The organism is Isoptericola sp. NPDC019571 (assembly GCF_044389385.1).
In the GTDB taxonomy this organism is placed as follows: domain Bacteria; phylum Actinomycetota; class Actinomycetes; order Actinomycetales; family Cellulomonadaceae; genus Isoptericola; species Isoptericola nanjingensis.
The window spans coordinates 223,105-240,600 of the sequence record NZ_JBIRXZ010000002.1; the positions used below are offsets into that span (position 1 = coordinate 223,105).

Genomic DNA, 17,496 nt, shown 5'->3' on the forward strand with positions numbered 1-17,496 from the left:
CGCCGAGCATCGCGGCGGCGAGGCGCCTCACGCGCCCGCCCCGACGTCGTCGGCCCGGCCGATCCGGAGCAGGGCGGGGACGGCGAGCATGAGGAGCGCCAGGCACACGACGAGCGCGAGGCTGGCGCCGAGCGTGGTGTGCGGCACCCCGACGCGCTCGGCGACGGCGCCGATCACCAGCGTCGCGGCGGGCATGACGCCGATGACGAGCTCCTGCAGGCCGAGCGCACGACCGTGCACCGCGGGCTCGGTGACCATGAGCAGGAGCGTGGTCTGAAGCACGCCGAACGCCGCGCTGGCCAGCCCGATGACGCCCATGAGCACGAACGCGGGGGCGGGCGACGTGGCCAGCGAGAACGCCGCCCAGGCCAGCCCCCACACGGTCGTGCCGAGCACGAAGAGCGCGCCCTTGAACCGGAAGTCGCCCAGCGCGGCGATGACGAGCGAGCCCACGAGGCCGCCCGCGCCGGCACACGTCAGCAGCGCGCCCAGGCCCGCGGCGTCGAGCCCGAACGACTCGGCGGCGAAGACCGGCATGAACGACTGGAACACCGGCCACAGGAAGACGTTCGCGGCCAGGGTCACCAGCAGGACGGCGACGGCGAGCCGGTTCCCGGCGAGGGCGCGGAAGCCGCCCGCCACCATGGCGAGCACCGACGTCGAGGCGTGGCCGCCCGGGCCGGTGCGCGTGCGCAGGCGCCGCAGCGGCAGCAGGAGCAGGAGGGACGCCACGTACCAGGCGGTCGAGACCCACAGGGCCGCGGGCGCGCCGATCGCGGCGATCATGCCGCCGCCCAGCGCCGGCCCGATCACCTGCGTCATGTTCATCGCCATCGAGTTCAGCGCGTTCGCGTTCGAGAGGTTCTCGCGGCCCACCAGGTCGAGCACCAGCGACATCCGGGCCGGCTGGGACGGGGACTGCGCGATGCCGATGGCGAAGCCGCCCGCGACGAGCGCCCAGTACGGCAGCAGGTCGGCGGTCGCGAGGGCGGCGACCACGGCCACGGCGCCGGCGGCCCAGGTGCAGGCGACGAGCAGGAGCCGGATGCGGTCGTAGCGGTCGGCGAGCGCCCCCGCGACGGGGCCGAGCAGCATGGGCGCCAGTCGCGCCGCCGTGTAGACGGCGACGAGGAGCTCGGACCCGGTGAGCTCGAAGGCGAGCCAGCCGAGCACCAGGGTCTGCGTCCAGACGCCGCCGAAGAAGAACAGGTTCGACGCCCACAGGAGCTGGAAGGGGCGGTTGCCCCGCAGGGAGGAGAACGCGCCGGAGGGTCCGCCCGGTCGGGCGAGGGCGGCCTGTCGTGCCACGGCGGCGGTGTCTCCTTCGGGTCGGGGGGACCGCGTCCCGCGGCCGGGACGATGGTATACCGGGAGGGGGTGCCGAGGTCAGGGCCGCGGGGTGCGCCGCGCCGCGGGGTGCGCCGCGCCGCGGCGAGCAGGAGCTCGCGGACGCCGGGCCGGTCGACGTTTTCCTCCGTGCGGAACGTGACGTGCCGCGCCCGCCTGCCCGCGCCCTCCAGCAGGCCGTGCGGGTCGTCGTCGACGAGCGCGGCACCGTGGGCGAGCATGAGGTTCACGTGTGCGCGGTAGGGCGCCACCGCCGCGACCAGCCCCCGTACGTGCCGGGCCGGTAGGTGTAACCGAGGAGGCGGGCCGACGGGTCCGGCTCCTCGACGGCGCCGGGCAGCACCTCCGCCACGAGGGCGCGGAGCCGCTCCGTGACGGCGCGGACCGGGGGAGCGAGGCCATCGAGCACGGCGGCGACGTCGCCCTGGTCGTCCCGACCGTCCTCGCCCATGACGTCGACGCTAGCGCTCCGCGCACGCCGGATCCTCGCCCCGGGACGCCGAGAGGCCCTGCAGCGTCCGACCGGACGCTGCAGGGCCTCTCGTGGTGGGGTGGCTAACCGGGCTTGAACCGGCGACCTCCTGGACCACAACCAGGCGCTCTACCGACTGAGCTATAGCCACCATGGCCCTGTGTCTGCGACAGATGCCGAAGCACCGGGCCGTCGAAAAGTGTACATGCTCCGCGGAGCGGTTCAGGCCTCCGTGCGGTGCCGGGTGACCGACGTCTCGCTGACGCGCTCGGCGACCGCGCGCGCCGTCTTCGTGTCGGGCCCCGGCTGGGGCACGAACAGGGCCTCGCGGTAGTAGCGGAGCTCGTCGATGCTCTCCAGGATGTCCGCGAGCGCGCGGTGGCCACCGTCCTTCTTGGGCGAGGCGAAGTACACGCGCGGGTACCAGCGCCGAGCGAGCTCCTTGATCGACGACACGTCGACGATCCGGTAGTGCAGGTGCCCCACCAGCTCGGGCATGTCGCGGTCGAGGAACATCTTGTCCGTGCCGACGGAGTTGCCGGCCAGCGGCGCCTTGCCCGGGTCGGGCACCCACTCGCGCACGTAGTCGAGCACCGCCTGCTCGGCGTCGGCGAGCGTCATGCCGCCGGAGAGCTCCTCGATGAGGCCGGACGTGGTGTGCATGTCGCGGACGAAGTCGTTCATCTGCTCGACCGCTTCCGCGGGAGGCGCGACGACGACGTCCACCCCCTCGCCGAGCACGTTCAGCTCGGAGTCCGTGACCACGGCGGCGACCTCGACCAGCGCGTCCGCGCGCAGGTCCAGGCCGGTCATCTCGCAGTCGATCCACACGATGCGTTCGTTCGGGTTCGCGGGGCTCACGGGATCAGCCTACGGTCCGCGTGACCAGGAGCGGCCCGGGGAACAGGCGGGGACATGACGAGGGCCCCGCTGCTCCGGAACGTTCGGGGAACGGTCCGGGCCGCGGGGCCCTCGTGGCGGTGTCGTCGCCGGGTCGGTACCCGGCGGGCGCTCGCCCGGCGGGTGTCATGCGGTCAGCCAGTCGAACAGCCAGCGGGCGACGCTGGTGCGCTGTCGACGGGCGTGCGGCTGCCGGTGCAGCTTGCGCTGCTGCTGCAGTCGGTGGACGGTACGTTCGCGCTCGGCCTCCTCGAGGCGCTCGCGCTGGATGACCTGCACGAGAAGCAGGTTCTCCGGGGGAAACATGGTGATGGTGTCCTTCGTGACGTGGGGTCGTCGGTCCGGGCCAGGGACCACCCGTGCGACCGGTGTAGGACCGGCCGCGCGTCACCGCGGTGCATGGACGAGTCTGCCGGGCGGCGCACGCTCGGCGCACGGCTTTTTCCCCGGTCATCACGTCGGGTGGCGCGACGTCGGTGTCGGCCACGTGCCGCCGTTGCGTATCGGTGCCCCCGGCAGGATTCGAACCCGCGACCCGGTCATTAGAAGTGACCCGCTCTATCCAGCTGAGCTACGGAGGCAAGCGAGCAGAGTTTAGCCCAGTCGGTGCTGGTCACGACCGTGCCGGGCGCACCCCGAATCCTGGAGCTTTGGAAGACCCATCCATTAGTCTGGACGGATGGCGCCGCACCACACCAAGGACAAGGGCGATCTTGGCGTGGCGAAGGCCCATGCCGACATCGTCAGCCAGGGCTACGTTGTGCTCTTCCCTGCTACGGAGCACGCTCCCTTCGACCTCGTCGCCTACGCGGACGGCGTGTTCTGCAGGCTGCAGGTGAAATACCGCGCGTCGCGTGCCGGCGCGATCACCGTCCACTTCCGATCTGTCTGGAACGACCGCCAGGGCACCCACGCCAAGCCGACGGACAAGACCGCGATCGACGTCGTCTGCATCTACTGTCCCGAGACCGACGAGTGCTACTACGTCCGACCGGGCGATCACGGGGCATCGGTCACGCTGAGGATCACGCCAAGCAGGAACGGTCAGCGCAACGGTGTGCTCGACGCGGCCACGTTCCGAGACCTTGCCGTCCTCGCACGACGGCGCCAGTGACAGGTCAGGGCCGGGGCATCGCCGCCGCGTCGGCGTGGTCGACCAGCTCGCGGCGCTCGCGCCGGATCCGTTCGGAGCCCCACTGCCCCAACGGCGCGAGCGCGGCGTTCAGCGCCCGGCCGTGGTCGGTCAGGGAGTACTCGACGCGGGGCGGCACCTCGGCGTAGACGGTGCGCACCACGAGGTCGTCGGCCTCCATCTCCCGCAGGTGCTGGGTGAGCATCTTCTCGCTCACGCCCGGCAGGCCGCGGCGCAGCTCGGCGAACCGGCGCACGCCGTGCTCCTCGAGCTCCCAGAGGATGAGGCCCTTCCACTTGCCGCTGACGACGTCGAGCGCGGCGTCGATGCCGCAGACGTAGGGGCCGCGACGGGTGCTGACGGTCATGGGTGCTCCTCTGCCGGGGTACTTCCCTCGAGGTAAGTACCGCAGTAATAAGTGCGTACTTCTCAGGGTCTCGGTACCCCCAGAGCATGGAGGCACACCGCCACGACGCACAAGAGGAGCACCGCGCATGACTGCACAGCCCGTCCCGGTCACGGTGATCGGCCTCGGCCCGATGGGGCAGGCGATGGTCCGCCGCCTCCTGGCCGGAGGCCACCCCGTCACCGTCTGGAACCGCACGGCCTCCCGCGCCGACGGCGTGGTCGCCGCCGGCGCGGCACTCGCCTCCACGCCGCGTGCGGCGCTGGAGGCGGCGGGGCTCGTCCTGCTCAGCCTCACCGACTACGCGGCCATGGACGCGATCCTCGACGGGGCGACCGACGCCCTCGACGGCCGCACGCTGGTGAACCTCAGCTCGGACACCCCGGAGCGCACCCGCGAGGCCGCGGCGTGGGCGTCCGTGCACGGTGCGGCGTTCCTCACGGGGGGAGTGATGAGCCCTGCGCCCACGGTCGGCACCGACGATGCGTACGCCTACTACTCGGGCCCCCGGGACATGTTCGACCGCCATCGCGAGGTGCTGGCGGAGCTCGCGGCGCCGCGGTACGTCGGCGCGGACCCCGGGCTGGCGCAGCTCATGTACCAGGCGCAGCTCGACGTCTTCCTCACGGCGCTGTCCGCCCTGATGCACGCCACCGCCCTGGTGGGGAGCGCCGGCATCCCGGCGCGGGACTTCCTCCCCGAGGCGCTGACGACGCTCGCCGACATCCCGGCGATGCTCGCGGCGGGGGAGGGCGGGCGGGAGAGCACCGGCGCGCGGATCGACGCCGGGCGCCACCCGGGCGACCTGAGCACGGCGACCATGATGGGCGCCACCGCCGACCACCTGGTCGCCGCCAGCGCGGCGGCCGGGATCGACGTCGGCCTGCCCCGGGCGGTGCAGGAGCACTACCGCCGCGCGATCGACGCGGGGCACGGGGCGGACGGCTGGACCCGCATCGTCGACGGCATCCGGGACCCGCGATGAGCCGCGGGACGGAGCCGGTCGCGCTGCTCGGGCTCGGCGTCATGGGACGAGAGCTCGCCGCGGCGCTGCTGCACGCCGGTCACGGGGTGACGGTGTGGAACCGGTCGCCCGGCCGGGACGCGGAGCTCGTGGGGCGCGGCGCCCGGCGCGCGTCCGACGCCCGGGACGCGGTCCTCGCGGCGTCGACCGTCGTCGTCTGCCTCTACGACCACGCGTCGGTGCACGAGACGCTCGACCCGCTCGCCGAGCAGCTGCGTGGCCGCGTCGTGGTCAACCTGACCACGACCACCCCGAACGAGGCCCGCGAGGTCGCCTCCTGGGCGTCCGAGCACGGGGTGCGCTACCTCGACGGCGCGATCATGGCGACCCCGCCGATGATCGGCCGCCCCGGCGCGGAAATCCTGTACAGCGGCGACGAGGGCGTGTTCCGCGAGACGCGCGGCGTCCTGGACCGCTGGGCGACGAGCACCTTCGAGGGCGCGGACCCGGGGCGGGCGTCGCTGCTGGACCTCGCGATGCTCTCGGGGATGTACACGATGTTCACGGCGTTCCTGCACGGCGCCGCGATGGTGGGAGCCGACGGTGTCGACGCCGTGAGCTACGCGCGGCGGGCGGCGCCGTTCCTCGCGGCGATGACCGAGTACCTCGTGCTCGACGCGGAGGCGGTCGACCGCGGCGACTACTCCGACCCGGTGCAGAGCCTGGACTGGTCCGACCTCGGGCACCTGGTGCGCGCGAGCGAGGAGCAGGGCGTGGACCCGGCGCCGATCGCCATGGTGGAGGCGCTGCGCCGGCGCCAGGTGGACGCCGGGCACGGGGCGGACGGCTTCGCGCGCATCTACGAGAGCCTGCGGCGCCGCTGAACCCGCGGGCGACCGGCGCGCGCGTTTGGCACGGAACGCGCCAACGGGAAGGATGTGCCCGTGACACCTTCCCTGGAGACCCGTGCCTCGCGCCGTGCCGCGAGCAGGAAGGACGCCGGGGCGGGCGAGGAGATCGGCGTCACCGTCCACGACGTCGCCCGCGACCTGCGTCGCGACGTCGCGGCGGTCGAGCTCCCCCTCCCGATCGACGGGGCCGAGGACGCCGCGGCGTCTCGCGACCGGCTGCTCGCCCAGCTCGACGAGCACCTGCTGCCGCGCCTCAAGGAGCTGTCGTCGCCGGCCGTCGTCGTCGTCGCGGGCTCGACCGGCGCGGGCAAGTCCACGCTGTACAACTCGCTGCTGGGGGAGGCCGTCTCCGAGGCGGGCGTCCTGCGCCCCACCACGCGCGAGCCGGTCCTCGCCCACCACCCCGCCGACGCCGACGTCATGGCGGCCGGGCCCGTCACGGAGCTGTCGCGCGTGGTGCAGCACGAGGGCGTGCCGCGCGGGACGGCCCTGCTGGACGCGCCGGACCTCGACTCGTTCGTGCAGCAGAACCGCTCGACGGCGCAGCAGCTGCTCGAGGCCGCCGACCTGTGGCTCTTCGTCACCACCGCCGCGCGCTACGGCGACGCGCTGCCGTGGCAGGCCCTGGCCCGCGCCACGGAGCGCGGGGCGTCGGTGGCGATGGTGCTCAACCGGGTGCCGAAGGAGACGCTGACCACGGTGCGCGGCGACCTGCTGCAGCGCCTGCGCGAGCACGGCATGACCGACGTCCCGCTGTTCGTCGTCCCCGACGTCGGTCCGCACGAGGGGCTCCTGGACCCGTCGGTCGTGCAGCCGGTGCGGCGCTGGCTCACCATGCTCGCCGGGCCGGACCGCTCGCGGGCCGTCGTCGTGCGCACCCTCAAGGGCGCGCTGGGCGCGCTGCCCGGCTGGGTCACGTCGCTCGCGGACGCGATCGACGCGCAGCAGGAGGCCGTGCACGTGCTGCGCCGCCGGGTCACGGAGGAGATCCCCGCGGCGGAGCGGCTCGCCCGCGACGCGGTCGCGGCCGGGGTCGTCGCCGGGGCGTCGGTCGAGGCGCGGTGGCGCGAGCTGTCCGGCACCGTCGGCGTCGACCGCGTCAAGGTCCGCGGCGACCGCGCGCGCAGCACGCGCCGCGCCGGACGCGCGCGCGAGGCCGCGCTGGAGGGGCTCCGGTCCGACGTCGTCGACGCCGCGTCGCGCACCCTGGCGGCGTCGGGGGCCCGGGTCGAGGAGCGGCTGCGCGCCGTCCTCGCCGGCCCGGGAGCGCCCGCCGGCGGCGAGGCCGTCGCCCCCGACGGCGCGGCCCGCACCGCGGCGCGCGAGGCCGACGTGCCGGGGCGGGTGGCGCAGTGGGCCGGCCGGGCCGACGCCGTGGTCTCCGACCTGGACGGGGAGCTCACCGGCGACGCCGCATCGGGCGCCCGCGTCGAGGCCGCCGTCAAGGCGTTCGGGGCGCGCGGGCTCGCCACGCTGTTCCTCGCCTCCGCCGCGGGCAGCGGCGACGCCGACCGCCTGCTGGAGCGCGTCCTGGGGGACCTGGCCGCCGCGCCCGTCGCCACCCTGCGCGACGACCTCGGCGACCGCGCGGCTGCCGTCGTCGACGCCGAGGTGCAGGCCGTGCTGGACGACCTCGGTCCGTCCGAACCCGCCGACGACGCGGCCGCGGGGCTGCGCGTCCGGCTCGCCGAGCTCAGGAGGCTGACATGACCGAGAGCCCGTCCCACGACGCGACGCTGCGCGCCCGCACCGAGGACCTCGCGCAGGCGCTCGAGATCGCCGGGCCCCGGCTCGACGACGCCACGTCGCAGCGCGTGTCGGCCGCGGTCGAGGGGGTGCGGGAGCGGCTCGCGCTCGGCGTCGACCACACGGTGGTGGCGTTCGCCGGGGGCACGGGCTCGGGCAAGTCCAGCCTGTTCAACAAGGTGTCGCGGCTGAGCTTCGCCGACGTGGGCGTGAAGCGGCCGACGACGGCGCGCGTGACGGCGTGCTCCTGGTCGGACGGCGCGGAGGCGCTGCTGGACTGGGTGGGCGTGGACCGCGAGCGCCGCATCACCCAGGGCGGCGAGCTCGACGGCGAGGACGAGGAGAAGCTCGCCGGGCTGGTGCTGCTCGACCTGCCGGACCACGACTCGGTCGAGCCGGCGCACCGCGAGGTCGTGGACCGTGTGCTGCCGCTCGTGGACCTGCTGGTCTGGGTCGTGGACCCGCAGAAGTACGCGGACGACGCCCTGCACTCGGGGTACCTGCGCGAGTCCGTGGGCTCCGAGTCGTCGATGGTGGTGCTGCTCAACCAGGTGGACACCGTGCCGGACGCGCAGCGGGAGAACCTGCTGGCCGACCTGGCGCGACTGCTCGAGGACGACGGCCTGACCGGCGTGTTCGTGCGGGGGGTGTCCGCGAAGACGGGCGAGGGGATCGACCGGGTCCGGGGGCTGCTGGAGGAGGCGTGCGCGCGGCGGTCGGTCGCGGCCGGGCGCGCGGCCGCGGAGCTGGACGTCGCGGCGCGGCTGTTGCTGGCCCAGACGCCGGCGGAGGTGCCGTGGCAGATGGGGCCCGCGGTCCAGCGTGAGCTGGACGCCCTGGTGACCGCGACCGGGCTCGACGCGGTCGCGAGCCAGGTGGGCAACGCGGTGCGCAACGGCTACGGGCGGCCGGAGGTGCCGCCGCCGGACCGCGACGCCGTCGCGCTCTCGCGGGCCCGCTGGCTGACCCGCGCGGGCGCCTCGTTGCGGCCGGGGTGGCAGCGCTCGCTCGCGTCCTCGGTGGCGGGGGCGGACCAGCTGCGCACGTCGGTGGCGGGCGCGCTGCGCGGCATCGCGCTCGACACGCGGGGGCCGTCGGCAGCCCGGGCGCTGCGCCGCACGGCGTGGGTGCTCGGCGCCGTCGCGGTGGTGTCGGCGGTCGTGGGGGTCCTCGCGCTCACGGGCGTGCTCGACGTGGCCTCGCCCTGGCCGGCCGTCGTGCTCGCGCTGGCCGGCGTCGCGGCCGTGGCCGCCGTGGTGGTGGCGTTCGCGGGCACGGCCTCGCGGCGCGCGCTGGCACGCAGGCGCGAGCAGGCCGTGGCCTCCGCGGGCCGGGCGGCGCTCCAGCGGGTGCTGTCCGAGGGGCTCGGCGAGCCGACGCAGAAGCTGCTCCACGAGCACCGGCGGGTGCGCGAGCTGGCGCAGGCGGCGACCGAGCTCCCGGCGTCGCTGCCGCTCACCGGGTCCCTGAGGCTGCCCACAGGCTCCGAGCTGGCGCCGTCGTCCACAACCACGCCGAAGGCGGGGGCGCACCGGGCCTCGGGCGACTGATCCTGGGGGCCCGCCGGCGCCTGCCGGCGGCGGACCCAGGAGGAGCGCATGAACGAGGTCAGCATCACGGTGAACGGGTTCGTCGGGACGAAGCCGACGCTGCACCGGTCCGACGGCGGGGTCGAGTGGACCACGTTCCGCGTGGCGAGCACGCGGCGGCTGCGCGACCCGCGCAGCGGCGAGTGGTCCGACGGCCAGACCCTGTGGTTCACGGTGAAGTCCTTCCGTACCGGAGCCCGCCACGTGGCGGAGTCGCTGGCGCAGGGCGACCCCGTGGTCGTCACCGGCAGGCTGTCCACGGAGGAGTGGACGGACAAGGAGGGCAAGGACCGCTGGCAGCTCGTGATCGACGCGCACGGCGTGGGCCCGGACGTCACCCGCGGGCTGGCGCGGTTCACGCGCGTGGTCGACCGTGCGGACCCCGAGGACCTGCCGGAGCCCGATCGGGAGCCCGAGCCGGTGCCGGTCGGCGTGTGAGGCCCGAGGTCGCGTAGGCTGGTGGACCGGCCGCCATGCCGGTCCTCCAGCCTGCCCGCTGGAGCCTCGAACCTCTCGGACCCGATCCCTCGGGTTCGCCGCGCGATCGAACGGTGGAAGCAGAGCCAGTGGCTGAGTTCATCTACTCCATGTACAAGGCGCGCAAGGCGCACGGCGACAAGGTCATCCTCGACGACGTCTCGCTGAACTTCCTGCCCGGCGCCAAGATCGGCGTCGTCGGCCCCAACGGCGCCGGGAAGTCGACGATCCTCAAGATCATGGCGGGCCTCGAGCAGCCGTCCAACGGCGAGGCGCGGCTCTCCCCGGGGTACACGGTCGGCATCCTCCTGCAGGAGCCGCCGCTCAACGAGGACAAGACCGTGCTCGGGAACGTCGAGGAGGCGGTCGGCCCGCTCAAGGCGAAGATCGACCGGTTCAACGAGATCTCCGCCCTCATGGCGGAGCCCGACGCCGACTTCGACAGCCTGCTGGCCGAGATGGGCACGCTGCAGGAGGACATCGACGCCGCCGACGCCTGGGACCTCGACTCCCAGCTCGAGCAGGCGATGGACGCCCTGCGCTGCCCGCCGCCGGACGCCGACGTGAAGGTCCTCTCCGGTGGTGAGCGCCGTCGCGTGGCGCTGTGCAAGCTGCTGCTGGAGAAGCCCGACCTGCTGCTGCTCGACGAGCCCACCAACCACCTCGACGCCGAGTCGGTGCTGTGGCTCGAGCAGCACCTGGCCACCTACCCGGGCGCCGTCCTCGCCGTCACCCACGACCGGTACTTCCTCGACCACGTCGCGGAGTGGATCTGCGAGGTCGACCGCGGCCGCCTCTACCCGTACGAGGGCAACTACTCCACCTACCTGGAGAAGAAGCAGGCCCGCCTCGAGGTGCAGGGCAAGAAGGACGCCAAGCTCGCCAAGCGCCTCAAGGACGAGCTCGAGTGGGTGCGCTCCAACGCGAAGGGCCGCCAGACCAAGTCGAAGGCGCGCCTGGCCCGCTACGAGGAGATGGCCGCGGAGGCGGAGCGGACGCGGAAGCTCGACTTCGAGGAGATCCAGATCCCCGCCGGCCCGCGCCTGGGCAGCGTGGTCCTCGAGGCCAGCAACCTGCAGAAGGGCTTCGACGGCCGCCAGCTCATCGACGGCCTGAGCTTCACGCTGCCGCGCAACGGCATCGTCGGCGTCATCGGCCCGAACGGCGTCGGCAAGACCACGCTGTTCAAGACCATCGTCGGCCTGGAGCCGCTCGACGGCGGTGACCTCAAGGTCGGCGAGACCGTCAAGATCTCCTACGTCGACCAGTCGCGCGGCGGCATCGACCCGAAGAAGACGCTGTGGGAGGTCGTCTCCGACGGGCTCGACTTCATCAAGGTCGGCAACGTCGAGATCCCCTCGCGCGCGTACGTGGCGTCGTTCGGGTTCAAGGGCCCGGACCAGCAGAAGCCCGCGGGCGTGCTGTCCGGTGGTGAGCGCAACCGCCTCAACCTGGCGCTGACCCTCAAGCAGGGCGGCAACCTGCTGCTCCTCGACGAGCCCACCAACGACCTCGACGTCGAGACCCTCGGCTCGCTGGAGAACGCGCTGCTCGAGTTCCCCGGCTGCGCCGTCGTGGTCTCCCACGACCGGTGGTTCCTCGACCGGGTCGCGACGCACATCCTCGCGTACGAGGGCACGGAGGAGGACCCGGCGAACTGGTACTGGTTCGAGGGCAACTTCGCCTCGTACGAGGAGAACAAGGTCGAGCGCCTGGGCGCTGACGCCGCGCGCCCGCACCGCGTGACGTACCGCAAGCTCACGCGCGACTGAGCGCGCGGGCCCCGAGCCCGCACAGCGAGCCAGCACGGCCCGCACGACGCCCCCGGCACCCGTGGTGCCGGGGGCGTCGTGCGTCTGAAATGCGTGGGGTGCGGGACCGCTCGTCGGAGATACTCCTGCGATGACCACGACGACCACCCGCGCCCGCCCCACCTGGCCCGACCTGCCCGCCGCCGTGCGCGCAGGGATCGAGGCGCGGCTGGGGGCGCAGGTGACGGGGTGGACCAGCCACGACGGCGGGTACTCCCAGGGCCTGGCGTCCACGCTGCGCACCGACCGCGGCGCGGTGTTCGTCAAGGCGGTCGGTCCGGAGCACTCCTTCACGGTGGGCCTGTACCGCCAGGAGGCGGAGCGCGTGGCCCTGCTGGGCGACGGCGTGCCCGCGCCGCGCCTGCGGTGGCTCGCCGAGGTCGGCGTCGCCGGGGGCCTCGACTGGGTCGTGCTGGCCTTCGACGCCGTCGACGGGCACGCGCCGGCGCAGCCCTGGCGCGAGTTGGAGCTGCGTGCCGTGCTCGATCTCGCGGTCGAGGTGGGGACGCACGAGGTCGGCGCGGGGGTGCTCCCCGAGTTCGCCGCCGAGCTGCCCGCGCATCTCACCGGGCGGCTCGCGGCGGAGCGCCCGGAGGGCCTCGCGTCGTACGACCCGTGGCTCGCGCAGCACCTGGACCGCCTCGCGACGCTCGAGCTCGAGGCGCCGGCGGCCGTCGCCGGGAACCGGCTCGTCCATGGCGACCTGCGCGGCGACAACGCGCTGCTGGTCGGCGGCGGATCGGGCCGCGGAGCGGCCCGGGTCCGGGCGGTCGCCGTCGACTGGGCGTACCCGGGACGGGGCGCGGCGTTCTGCGACCTGGTGGGCATGCTGCCGGCCGTGCAGGTGGAGGGCGGGCCGGCGCCGGAGGAGGCGCTGCGGCTCCGCCCCCTGCCGGCGGGGACCGACGGGGACGCGGTGACGGCCTACCTCGTCGCGCTCACCGGATACTTCGTGCACTCGTCGCTGCAGACACCCGTCCCCGGCATCCCGCACCTGCGGGCGTTCCAGCGCGCCCAGGGCGAGGTGTGCGTCGCGTGGCTGCGCCGTCGTCTGGGGGGCTGACCTCGCCGTCGGTCAGGTGGCGACCCGGGCGGCCAGCGGCACGACGAGGGAGCGGGGGAGCAGCCGCCCGAGGCCCGCACCGAACCGGTTGAGCGCCCCGGGAACGACGCTCGACGGCGTGCGTCGCGCGTCGAGCGCGCGGATCCCGGCGGCCACCACCTCGGGAGCCGACTGGAGGCTCGCCGAGGCGGCGAGCGGCGACTCGGCGACATCGAAGAACTCCGTGCGGGTCGGGCCGGGGCACAGGGCGGTGACTCGCACGCCCGTACCGCGCAGCTCGTGGGCCAGCGCCTCGGTGAAGCTCAGCACGAACGCCTTGGTGGCGCCGTACACGGCCATGGTCGGGACGGGCTGGAAGGCCGCCATGCTGGACACGTTGAGGACGAAGCCCCGTCCCGAGGCGGTGATCGGGCCGAGCAGCGCGTGGGTGAGCGACACGACCGCGCCGACGTTGAGCCGGACCTCCCGGTCCAGGCGGTCGCCGTCGGCGTCGACGAAGGCGCCCGAGGTGGCGAACCCGGCGTTGTTGACGAGCGAGTCGACCGTGATCGACCGCTCCTCCAGGAACGAGGTCAGCGCTGCGGCGGCGCCGCCGTCCGCGAGGTCGAGCGGGAGGACGTGCGCGCGCACGCCGAACCCGTCCTCGAGCTCCCGGGCGAGCGCGGCGAGCCGCTCGGCCCTCCGCGCGACGAGGAGCAGATGGGAGCCGCGCGCGGCCAGCACCCGCGCGAACTCGGCGCCGAGGCCTGAGCTCGCGCCGGTCACGACGGTGGTGGTCTCGTGCAGGTCGAGGGGCATCAGGCGAGTTCCTTCCGACGGTGGCGGTGACGCCCCACTCTCTCGTGGACGTCCTCACCCGTGGTGTTCGGCGCCGGCGCGCCCGCGGACCGGTCGGGTGTGCCCTCTCGGAGGTCGGCTCTGCACGGATCGTCCCTGATGGGCAGACTGGGCACATGACCGACCCGGACACGACCGCCGCCCCCGACCCGCGGGACGAGGCGGCGGCCCGGGGGCTGGTCGACGCGCTCGAGACGCTGCGCGCCCGCCTGGGTGCCCTGCGCCTGCCGCTGGAGACGCCCGGGGTGGGTGCGGCGCGGGCCGACCTGCACCAGGCCGTCGACCAGCTCGACGACTACCTGCTGCCGAGGCTGCGGGCGGAGCGCGCGCCGCTGCTCGTCGTCGTCGGCGGGTCGACCGGCGCGGGGAAGTCCACCCTGGTCAACTCGCTGCTCGGGGAGCCGGTGTCCGCCCCGGGGGTGTTGCGACCTACCACCCGCGCGCCCGTCCTCGTGCACCACCCCCTCGACGCCCGGTGGTTCACCACCGACCGGGTGCTGCCCGGGCTGGCGCGCGTGACCTCGTCGGGCCGTCTGCCAGACACCCCGCCCACCGGGGCGGAGGGGGCCGCTGCGCTGCGGCTGGTCGCGAGCGAGGCGCTGCCGCAGGGGCTCGCCCTGCTCGACGCCCCCGACATCGACTCCGTGGAGACGGCCAACCGCGAGCTGTCCGCGCAGCTGCTGGGGGCCGCCGACCTGTGGCTCTTCGTCACGACGGCGGCGCGGTACGCGGACGCCGTGCCGTGGGACCTGCTGGGCCAGGCCGCGCGCCGGCGGGCGCAGGTCGCGATCGTCCTCGACCGGGTGGACCCCGGCGCGGAGGTCGTGGCCGACGACCTGCGTCGCATGACGGTGGAGCACGGGCTGGGCGACGCGCGCGTCTTCGTGCTCGGCGAGGCGGCCGAGCAGGGACCCGGAGCCCTGGTGGACGGGCTGCTCCCGGAGGCGGCCGTCGCGGAGGTCGCCACGTGGCTGTCCGGGCTCGGTGGCGACCCCGAGGCGCGGGCACGGGTCATCGCCGCCACGCGAGACGGCGTGGTGGACGACCTGGTGCGGCGCGCGGTCGCCCTCGCCGAGACCGCGGACGGGCAGGAGGTGGCCGACGCCCGGCTGCGCGACGCCGTCCGGCGGTACCACGCGGAGGCGCTGGAGCAGGTGGAGGTGGCGACGTCCGACGGCGCGCTGCTGCGCAGCGAGGTGCTCGCCCGCTGGCAGGACTTCGTCGGGACGGGCGAGTTCTTCAGGTCCGTCGAGGCGGGCGTGGGGCGCGTGCGGGACGCGGTCGTGCGCTTCTTCCGCGGCCGCCCGAAGGAGGCGCCGCAGGTGGAGCAGGCCATCGCGCACGGGCTGGAGTCGGTGATCCTCGACGCGGCGGAGCAGGCCGCCGAGCGCACGTTCGCCGCCTGGCGCAGCGACGGCGCGGGCGCGGCGCTCCTGGACGGCCTCGACCTGGCGCGCGTCCCGGCGGCCCTGCGCACCGAGGTGGCGGAGCAGATCCGGGGCTGGCAGGAGGACGTGCTGGCGCTCGTGCGCGAGCAGGGCGAGTCGCGGCGCGGCACCGCCCGGGCGGTCTCCTTCGGGGTGAACGCGCTCGGCGTGAGCCTCATGGTCATCGTCTTCGCGTCGACCGCCGGCCTGACGGGCGCCGAGATCGGCATCGCCGGCGGCACGGCGATCGTCGCGCAGAAGCTGCTCGAGGCGGTGTTCGGCGACGAGGCCGTGCGCCGCCTCGCGGCCCAGGCCAAGGAGCGGCTGAACGGCCGCGTCGACGCGGTGCTGCGCGGGCAGGCCGCCCGGTACACGGCGCAGCTCGACGCGCTCGGCACGCAGGAGACCGGGGCCGACGGCGTCCGGGACGCCGCCCACCGGGTCGCCGCGGCCGCCCGCGCCGAGCGGGCGGCCCGGTCCGTCCCGACCGAGGGCGTCACCCGGCCGTGGAGCGGCGGGCTGCTGCGCGGCGCCGGCACGTTCCGAGCGCCCGAGGCACCGGCGGGCCCCGGCGAACCGCCCACCGCCGACGAGGCGGCACCCGCCCGGCGGGGCGGCTGGTGGTCGCGCCGCCGGTCCCGGCGCGAGGAGGGCGACCGGTGAGCCGGATCGACCTCGCGGACCGGACCGCGGCGCTGGAGTCGGCCGTCGTCGCGGCGAGCGGCCGCCTCGACCGCGAGCTGCTCGACGACGCGCGCGCCGTCGTGACGCGGGCCCGCGAGCGCGGCGGGCTCTCCGCGGAGCACACGGTCGTGGCGCTCGCGGGCGCCACCGGCTCCGGCAAGTCGAGCGTGCTCAATGCCGTCGCGGGCTCGGAGATCGCGACCGTCGGTGTGCGCCGGCCCACGACGTCCCACGCCGTCGCGGCGGTCTGGGGCGACGGCGCCGGGCCGCTGCTCGACTGGCTTGAGGTCCGGCGGCGCCAGGAGATGCCGACGCCGGCGGACGACGACCCGGGCGACGACTCCGGTGCGGCGCGCCCGCGGCGCGGGCTCGCCCGGCTGCGGGGGAGGCGCGGCCCGGCGGGGATCTCGACCGGTCTGGTGCTGCTCGACCTGCCCGACCACGACTCGGTCGTCGTGGAGCACCGGGTGCGGGCCGAGCGGCTGGTGGAGCGGGCCGACCTGCTGGTGTGGGTCGTGGACCCGCAGAAGTACGCCGACGCGGCGCTGCACGAGCGGTACCTGCGCCCGCTGGCGGGCCGGTCGGAGGTCGTCGTCGTGGTGCTCAACCAGGCGGACCGGCTGTCCGACGCCGAGACCGACGCGATGCTCGCCGACCTGCGCCGGCTGGTCGCCGCGGACGGTCTCGACGGGGCGCGGGTGCTGGCCGTGTCGGCCGCGACGGGGCGGGGGATCGACCAGCTCAAGGGGCTGCTCGCGGAGGCGGCGGCGCGCCGCGAGGCGGCGACCGCGCGGCTCGCGGCGGACGCCCGCGCGGCCGCCCAGCGCATCGCGGACGCGTGCGGGTCCAGCCCGGCGTCGCGCGCGGGGGAGCGGGCGGCCGACGCGCTGGTGGACGCGCTCGAGGCTGCCGCCGGGGTGCCGACGGTCGTCGACGCGGTGGCGGCCGCGCACCGTCGGGACGCCCACCTCGCCACGGGATGGCCGGTCACCCGGTGGGTGTCGCGGCTCAGGCGCGACCCTCTGCGACGGCTCGGGCTGCGGCGCGGCCCCGACGGCACGGCGACCGACGGGTCGGGAACCGCGACGGGGCCCGAGCGACCCGACCTGGTGCGCAGCTCCCTGCCGACGACGCGCCCCGCCGTCCGCGCGGTGTCGGCGTCGGCGGTGCGCCGGTACGTCGACGAGGTGACCGAGGGCGCGCCCGACCCGTGGGTGCTGGTGGCGCGCGACCGGGCGCAGGACGCGATCGACCGGATGCCCGGGGACCTCGACCAGGCGGTCGTCGGCACCCGCCTGGAGGCGGCGCGCAGGCCGCGCTGGTGGGCGGCGGTGGGCGCCGTGCAGTGGCTGCTCCTCGCGGCCGCGGTCGTGGGCCTGCTGTGGCTCGGCGCCGCCGCGGCGGTCGAGTACTTCCGGCTGCCGCCGCTGATCCTGCCGGTGCTCACCGTGGACCTCACGGCCTCGGGCGGCGGGGTGCTCGAGGTGCCGTGGCCCACCCTGCTGGCGATCGGGGGGCTCCTCGCGGGGCTGCTGCTCGCGCTCGTCGCGCGGGTCTTCACGGCGTGGGGCGCGCGGCGTCGTGCGTCGCGCGTGCGCCGCCGGCTGCGCGAGTCCGTCTCGGGCGTCGCGGACCGGCTGGTGCGTGTGCCGGTGGGGGACGAGCTCGCCGCCCTCGCCCGCTGCCGCGCCGCGGCGGCGATCGCAGCCGGCTGACGGCGGTCCCGGGCG

Annotated in this window: 16 protein-coding genes and 2 tRNA genes; 10 read left to right on the forward strand and 8 right to left on the reverse strand. The window is 75.2% G+C overall.

Features of this window, described 5'->3' with window-relative positions:
• Window positions 1–27: 27 nt before the first annotated feature.
• The 6 genes from ACH443_RS04330 to ACH443_RS04355 all read right to left on the reverse strand — a co-directional run bounded on the left by ACH443_RS04330 (window position 28) and on the right by ACH443_RS04355 (window position 3,300).
• The gene (locus ACH443_RS04330; protein WP_429762407.1) at window positions 28–1,308 is read right to left on the reverse strand and encodes an MFS transporter; all 1,281 of its coding nucleotides are present in this window, start codon (window positions 1,306–1,308) and stop codon (window positions 28–30) included.
• 265 nt (window positions 1,309–1,573) lie between these two features.
• The gene (locus tag ACH443_RS04335) at window positions 1,574–1,798 is read right to left on the reverse strand and encodes a hypothetical protein (protein ID WP_430589558.1); all 225 of its coding nucleotides are present in this window, start codon (window positions 1,796–1,798) and stop codon (window positions 1,574–1,576) included.
• A gap of 96 nt (window positions 1,799–1,894) precedes the next feature.
• A tRNA-His gene (locus ACH443_RS04340) sits at window positions 1,895–1,970 on the reverse strand.
• Between the two features lie 71 nt (window positions 1,971–2,041).
• On the reverse strand, window positions 2,042–2,680 hold the full coding sequence (gene orn / locus ACH443_RS04345) for an oligoribonuclease (RefSeq protein ID WP_429762405.1): 639 nt from the start codon (window positions 2,678–2,680) through the stop codon (window positions 2,042–2,044).
• A 165-nt stretch (window positions 2,681–2,845) separates the two neighbouring features.
• Complete coding sequence (locus tag ACH443_RS04350; protein WP_429762404.1) at window positions 2,846–3,025, reverse strand: hypothetical protein; 180 nt, start codon at window positions 3,023–3,025, stop codon at window positions 2,846–2,848.
• 201 nt (window positions 3,026–3,226) lie between these two features.
• Window positions 3,227–3,300, reverse strand: a tRNA-Arg gene (locus ACH443_RS04355).
• 98 nt (window positions 3,301–3,398) lie between these two features.
• On the opposite strand from ACH443_RS04355, the gene ACH443_RS04360 reads away from it, so the two are divergent.
• A complete protein-coding gene (locus ACH443_RS04360) occupies window positions 3,399–3,833 on the forward strand; it encodes a group I intron-associated PD-(D/E)XK endonuclease (protein WP_429762403.1) in 435 nt (144 codons plus the stop codon).
• A 4-nt stretch (window positions 3,834–3,837) separates the two neighbouring features.
• Here ACH443_RS04360 and ACH443_RS04365 read toward each other — a convergent pair whose 3' ends face one another.
• Window positions 3,838–4,218: a winged helix-turn-helix transcriptional regulator gene (locus ACH443_RS04365; protein ID WP_430555775.1), complete on the reverse strand. Its 381-nt coding sequence runs from the start codon at window positions 4,216–4,218 to the stop codon at window positions 3,838–3,840.
• Between the two features lie 127 nt (window positions 4,219–4,345).
• On the opposite strand from ACH443_RS04365, the gene ACH443_RS04370 reads away from it, so the two are divergent.
• From ACH443_RS04370 to ACH443_RS04400, 7 genes are all read left to right on the forward strand, one after another.
• Window positions 4,346–5,242: an NAD(P)-dependent oxidoreductase gene (locus tag ACH443_RS04370; protein WP_430589559.1), complete on the forward strand. Its 897-nt coding sequence runs from the start codon at window positions 4,346–4,348 to the stop codon at window positions 5,240–5,242.
• On the forward strand, window positions 5,239–6,105 hold the full coding sequence (locus ACH443_RS04375) for an NAD(P)-dependent oxidoreductase (protein ID WP_430589560.1): 867 nt from the start codon (window positions 5,239–5,241) through the stop codon (window positions 6,103–6,105). Before ACH443_RS04370 ends, ACH443_RS04375 begins: the two co-directional genes overlap by 4 nt.
• Before the next feature lie 60 nt (window positions 6,106–6,165).
• A complete protein-coding gene (locus ACH443_RS04380) occupies window positions 6,166–7,842 on the forward strand; it encodes a GTPase (RefSeq protein ID WP_429762399.1) in 1,677 nt (558 codons plus the stop codon).
• On the forward strand, window positions 7,839–9,428 hold the full coding sequence (locus ACH443_RS04385; protein ID WP_430589561.1) for a GTPase: 1,590 nt from the start codon (window positions 7,839–7,841) through the stop codon (window positions 9,426–9,428). The genes ACH443_RS04380 and ACH443_RS04385 overlap by 4 nt, the downstream gene beginning before the upstream one ends.
• 48 nt (window positions 9,429–9,476) lie before the next feature.
• Window positions 9,477–9,905, forward strand: coding sequence for a single-stranded DNA-binding protein (locus ACH443_RS04390; protein ID WP_429762397.1), 429 nt, complete (start codon window positions 9,477–9,479; stop codon window positions 9,903–9,905).
• A 128-nt stretch (window positions 9,906–10,033) separates the two neighbouring features.
• Window positions 10,034–11,716: an energy-dependent translational throttle protein EttA gene (gene ettA / locus ACH443_RS04395; protein ID WP_429762396.1), complete on the forward strand. Its 1,683-nt coding sequence runs from the start codon at window positions 10,034–10,036 to the stop codon at window positions 11,714–11,716.
• 130 nt (window positions 11,717–11,846) lie between these two features.
• The gene (locus tag ACH443_RS04400) at window positions 11,847–12,818 is read left to right on the forward strand and encodes a phosphotransferase (RefSeq protein WP_430589562.1); all 972 of its coding nucleotides are present in this window, start codon (window positions 11,847–11,849) and stop codon (window positions 12,816–12,818) included.
• A 12-nt stretch (window positions 12,819–12,830) separates the two neighbouring features.
• Here ACH443_RS04400 and ACH443_RS04405 read toward each other — a convergent pair whose 3' ends face one another.
• A complete protein-coding gene (locus ACH443_RS04405; protein WP_430589563.1) occupies window positions 12,831–13,616 on the reverse strand; it encodes an SDR family NAD(P)-dependent oxidoreductase in 786 nt (261 codons plus the stop codon).
• 155 nt (window positions 13,617–13,771) lie between these two features.
• On the opposite strand from ACH443_RS04405, the gene ACH443_RS04410 reads away from it, so the two are divergent.
• Both ACH443_RS04410 and ACH443_RS04415 read left to right on the forward strand, forming a co-directional pair.
• Window positions 13,772–15,745, forward strand: a complete 1,974-nt coding sequence (locus tag ACH443_RS04410; RefSeq protein ID WP_430589564.1) for a dynamin family protein — start codon at window positions 13,772–13,774, stop codon at window positions 15,743–15,745.
• Window positions 15,742–17,481, forward strand: a complete 1,740-nt coding sequence (locus tag ACH443_RS04415; protein WP_430589565.1) for a GTPase — start codon at window positions 15,742–15,744, stop codon at window positions 17,479–17,481. The genes ACH443_RS04410 and ACH443_RS04415 overlap by 4 nt, the downstream gene beginning before the upstream one ends.
• The last annotated feature ends 15 nt before the right edge of the window (window positions 17,482–17,496 follow it).

Coding starts and splice junctions, on each gene's coding strand:
- ACH443_RS04405 (WP_430589563.1), bottom strand. CDS start 13,616: ATGCCCCTCGACCTGCACGAGACCACCACCGTCGTGACCGGCGCGAGC.
- ACH443_RS04365 (WP_430555775.1), bottom strand. CDS start 4,218: ATGACCGTCAGCACCCGTCGCGGCCCCTACGTCTGCGGCATCGACGCC.
- ACH443_RS04350 (WP_429762404.1), bottom strand. CDS start 3,025: ATGTTTCCCCCGGAGAACCTGCTTCTCGTGCAGGTCATCCAGCGCGAG.
- ACH443_RS04385 (WP_430589561.1), top strand. CDS start 7,839: ATGACCGAGAGCCCGTCCCACGACGCGACGCTGCGCGCCCGCACCGAG.
- ACH443_RS04390 (WP_429762397.1), top strand. CDS start 9,477: ATGAACGAGGTCAGCATCACGGTGAACGGGTTCGTCGGGACGAAGCCG.
- ACH443_RS04400 (WP_430589562.1), top strand. CDS start 11,847: ATGACCACGACGACCACCCGCGCCCGCCCCACCTGGCCCGACCTGCCC.
- ACH443_RS04335 (WP_430589558.1), bottom strand. CDS start 1,798: ATGGGCGAGGACGGTCGGGACGACCAGGGCGACGTCGCCGCCGTGCTC.
- ACH443_RS04360 (WP_429762403.1), top strand. CDS start 3,399: ATGGCGCCGCACCACACCAAGGACAAGGGCGATCTTGGCGTGGCGAAG.
- ACH443_RS04370 (WP_430589559.1), top strand. CDS start 4,346: ATGACTGCACAGCCCGTCCCGGTCACGGTGATCGGCCTCGGCCCGATG.
- ACH443_RS04410 (WP_430589564.1), top strand. CDS start 13,772: ATGACCGACCCGGACACGACCGCCGCCCCCGACCCGCGGGACGAGGCG.
- ACH443_RS04375 (WP_430589560.1), top strand. CDS start 5,239: ATGAGCCGCGGGACGGAGCCGGTCGCGCTGCTCGGGCTCGGCGTCATG.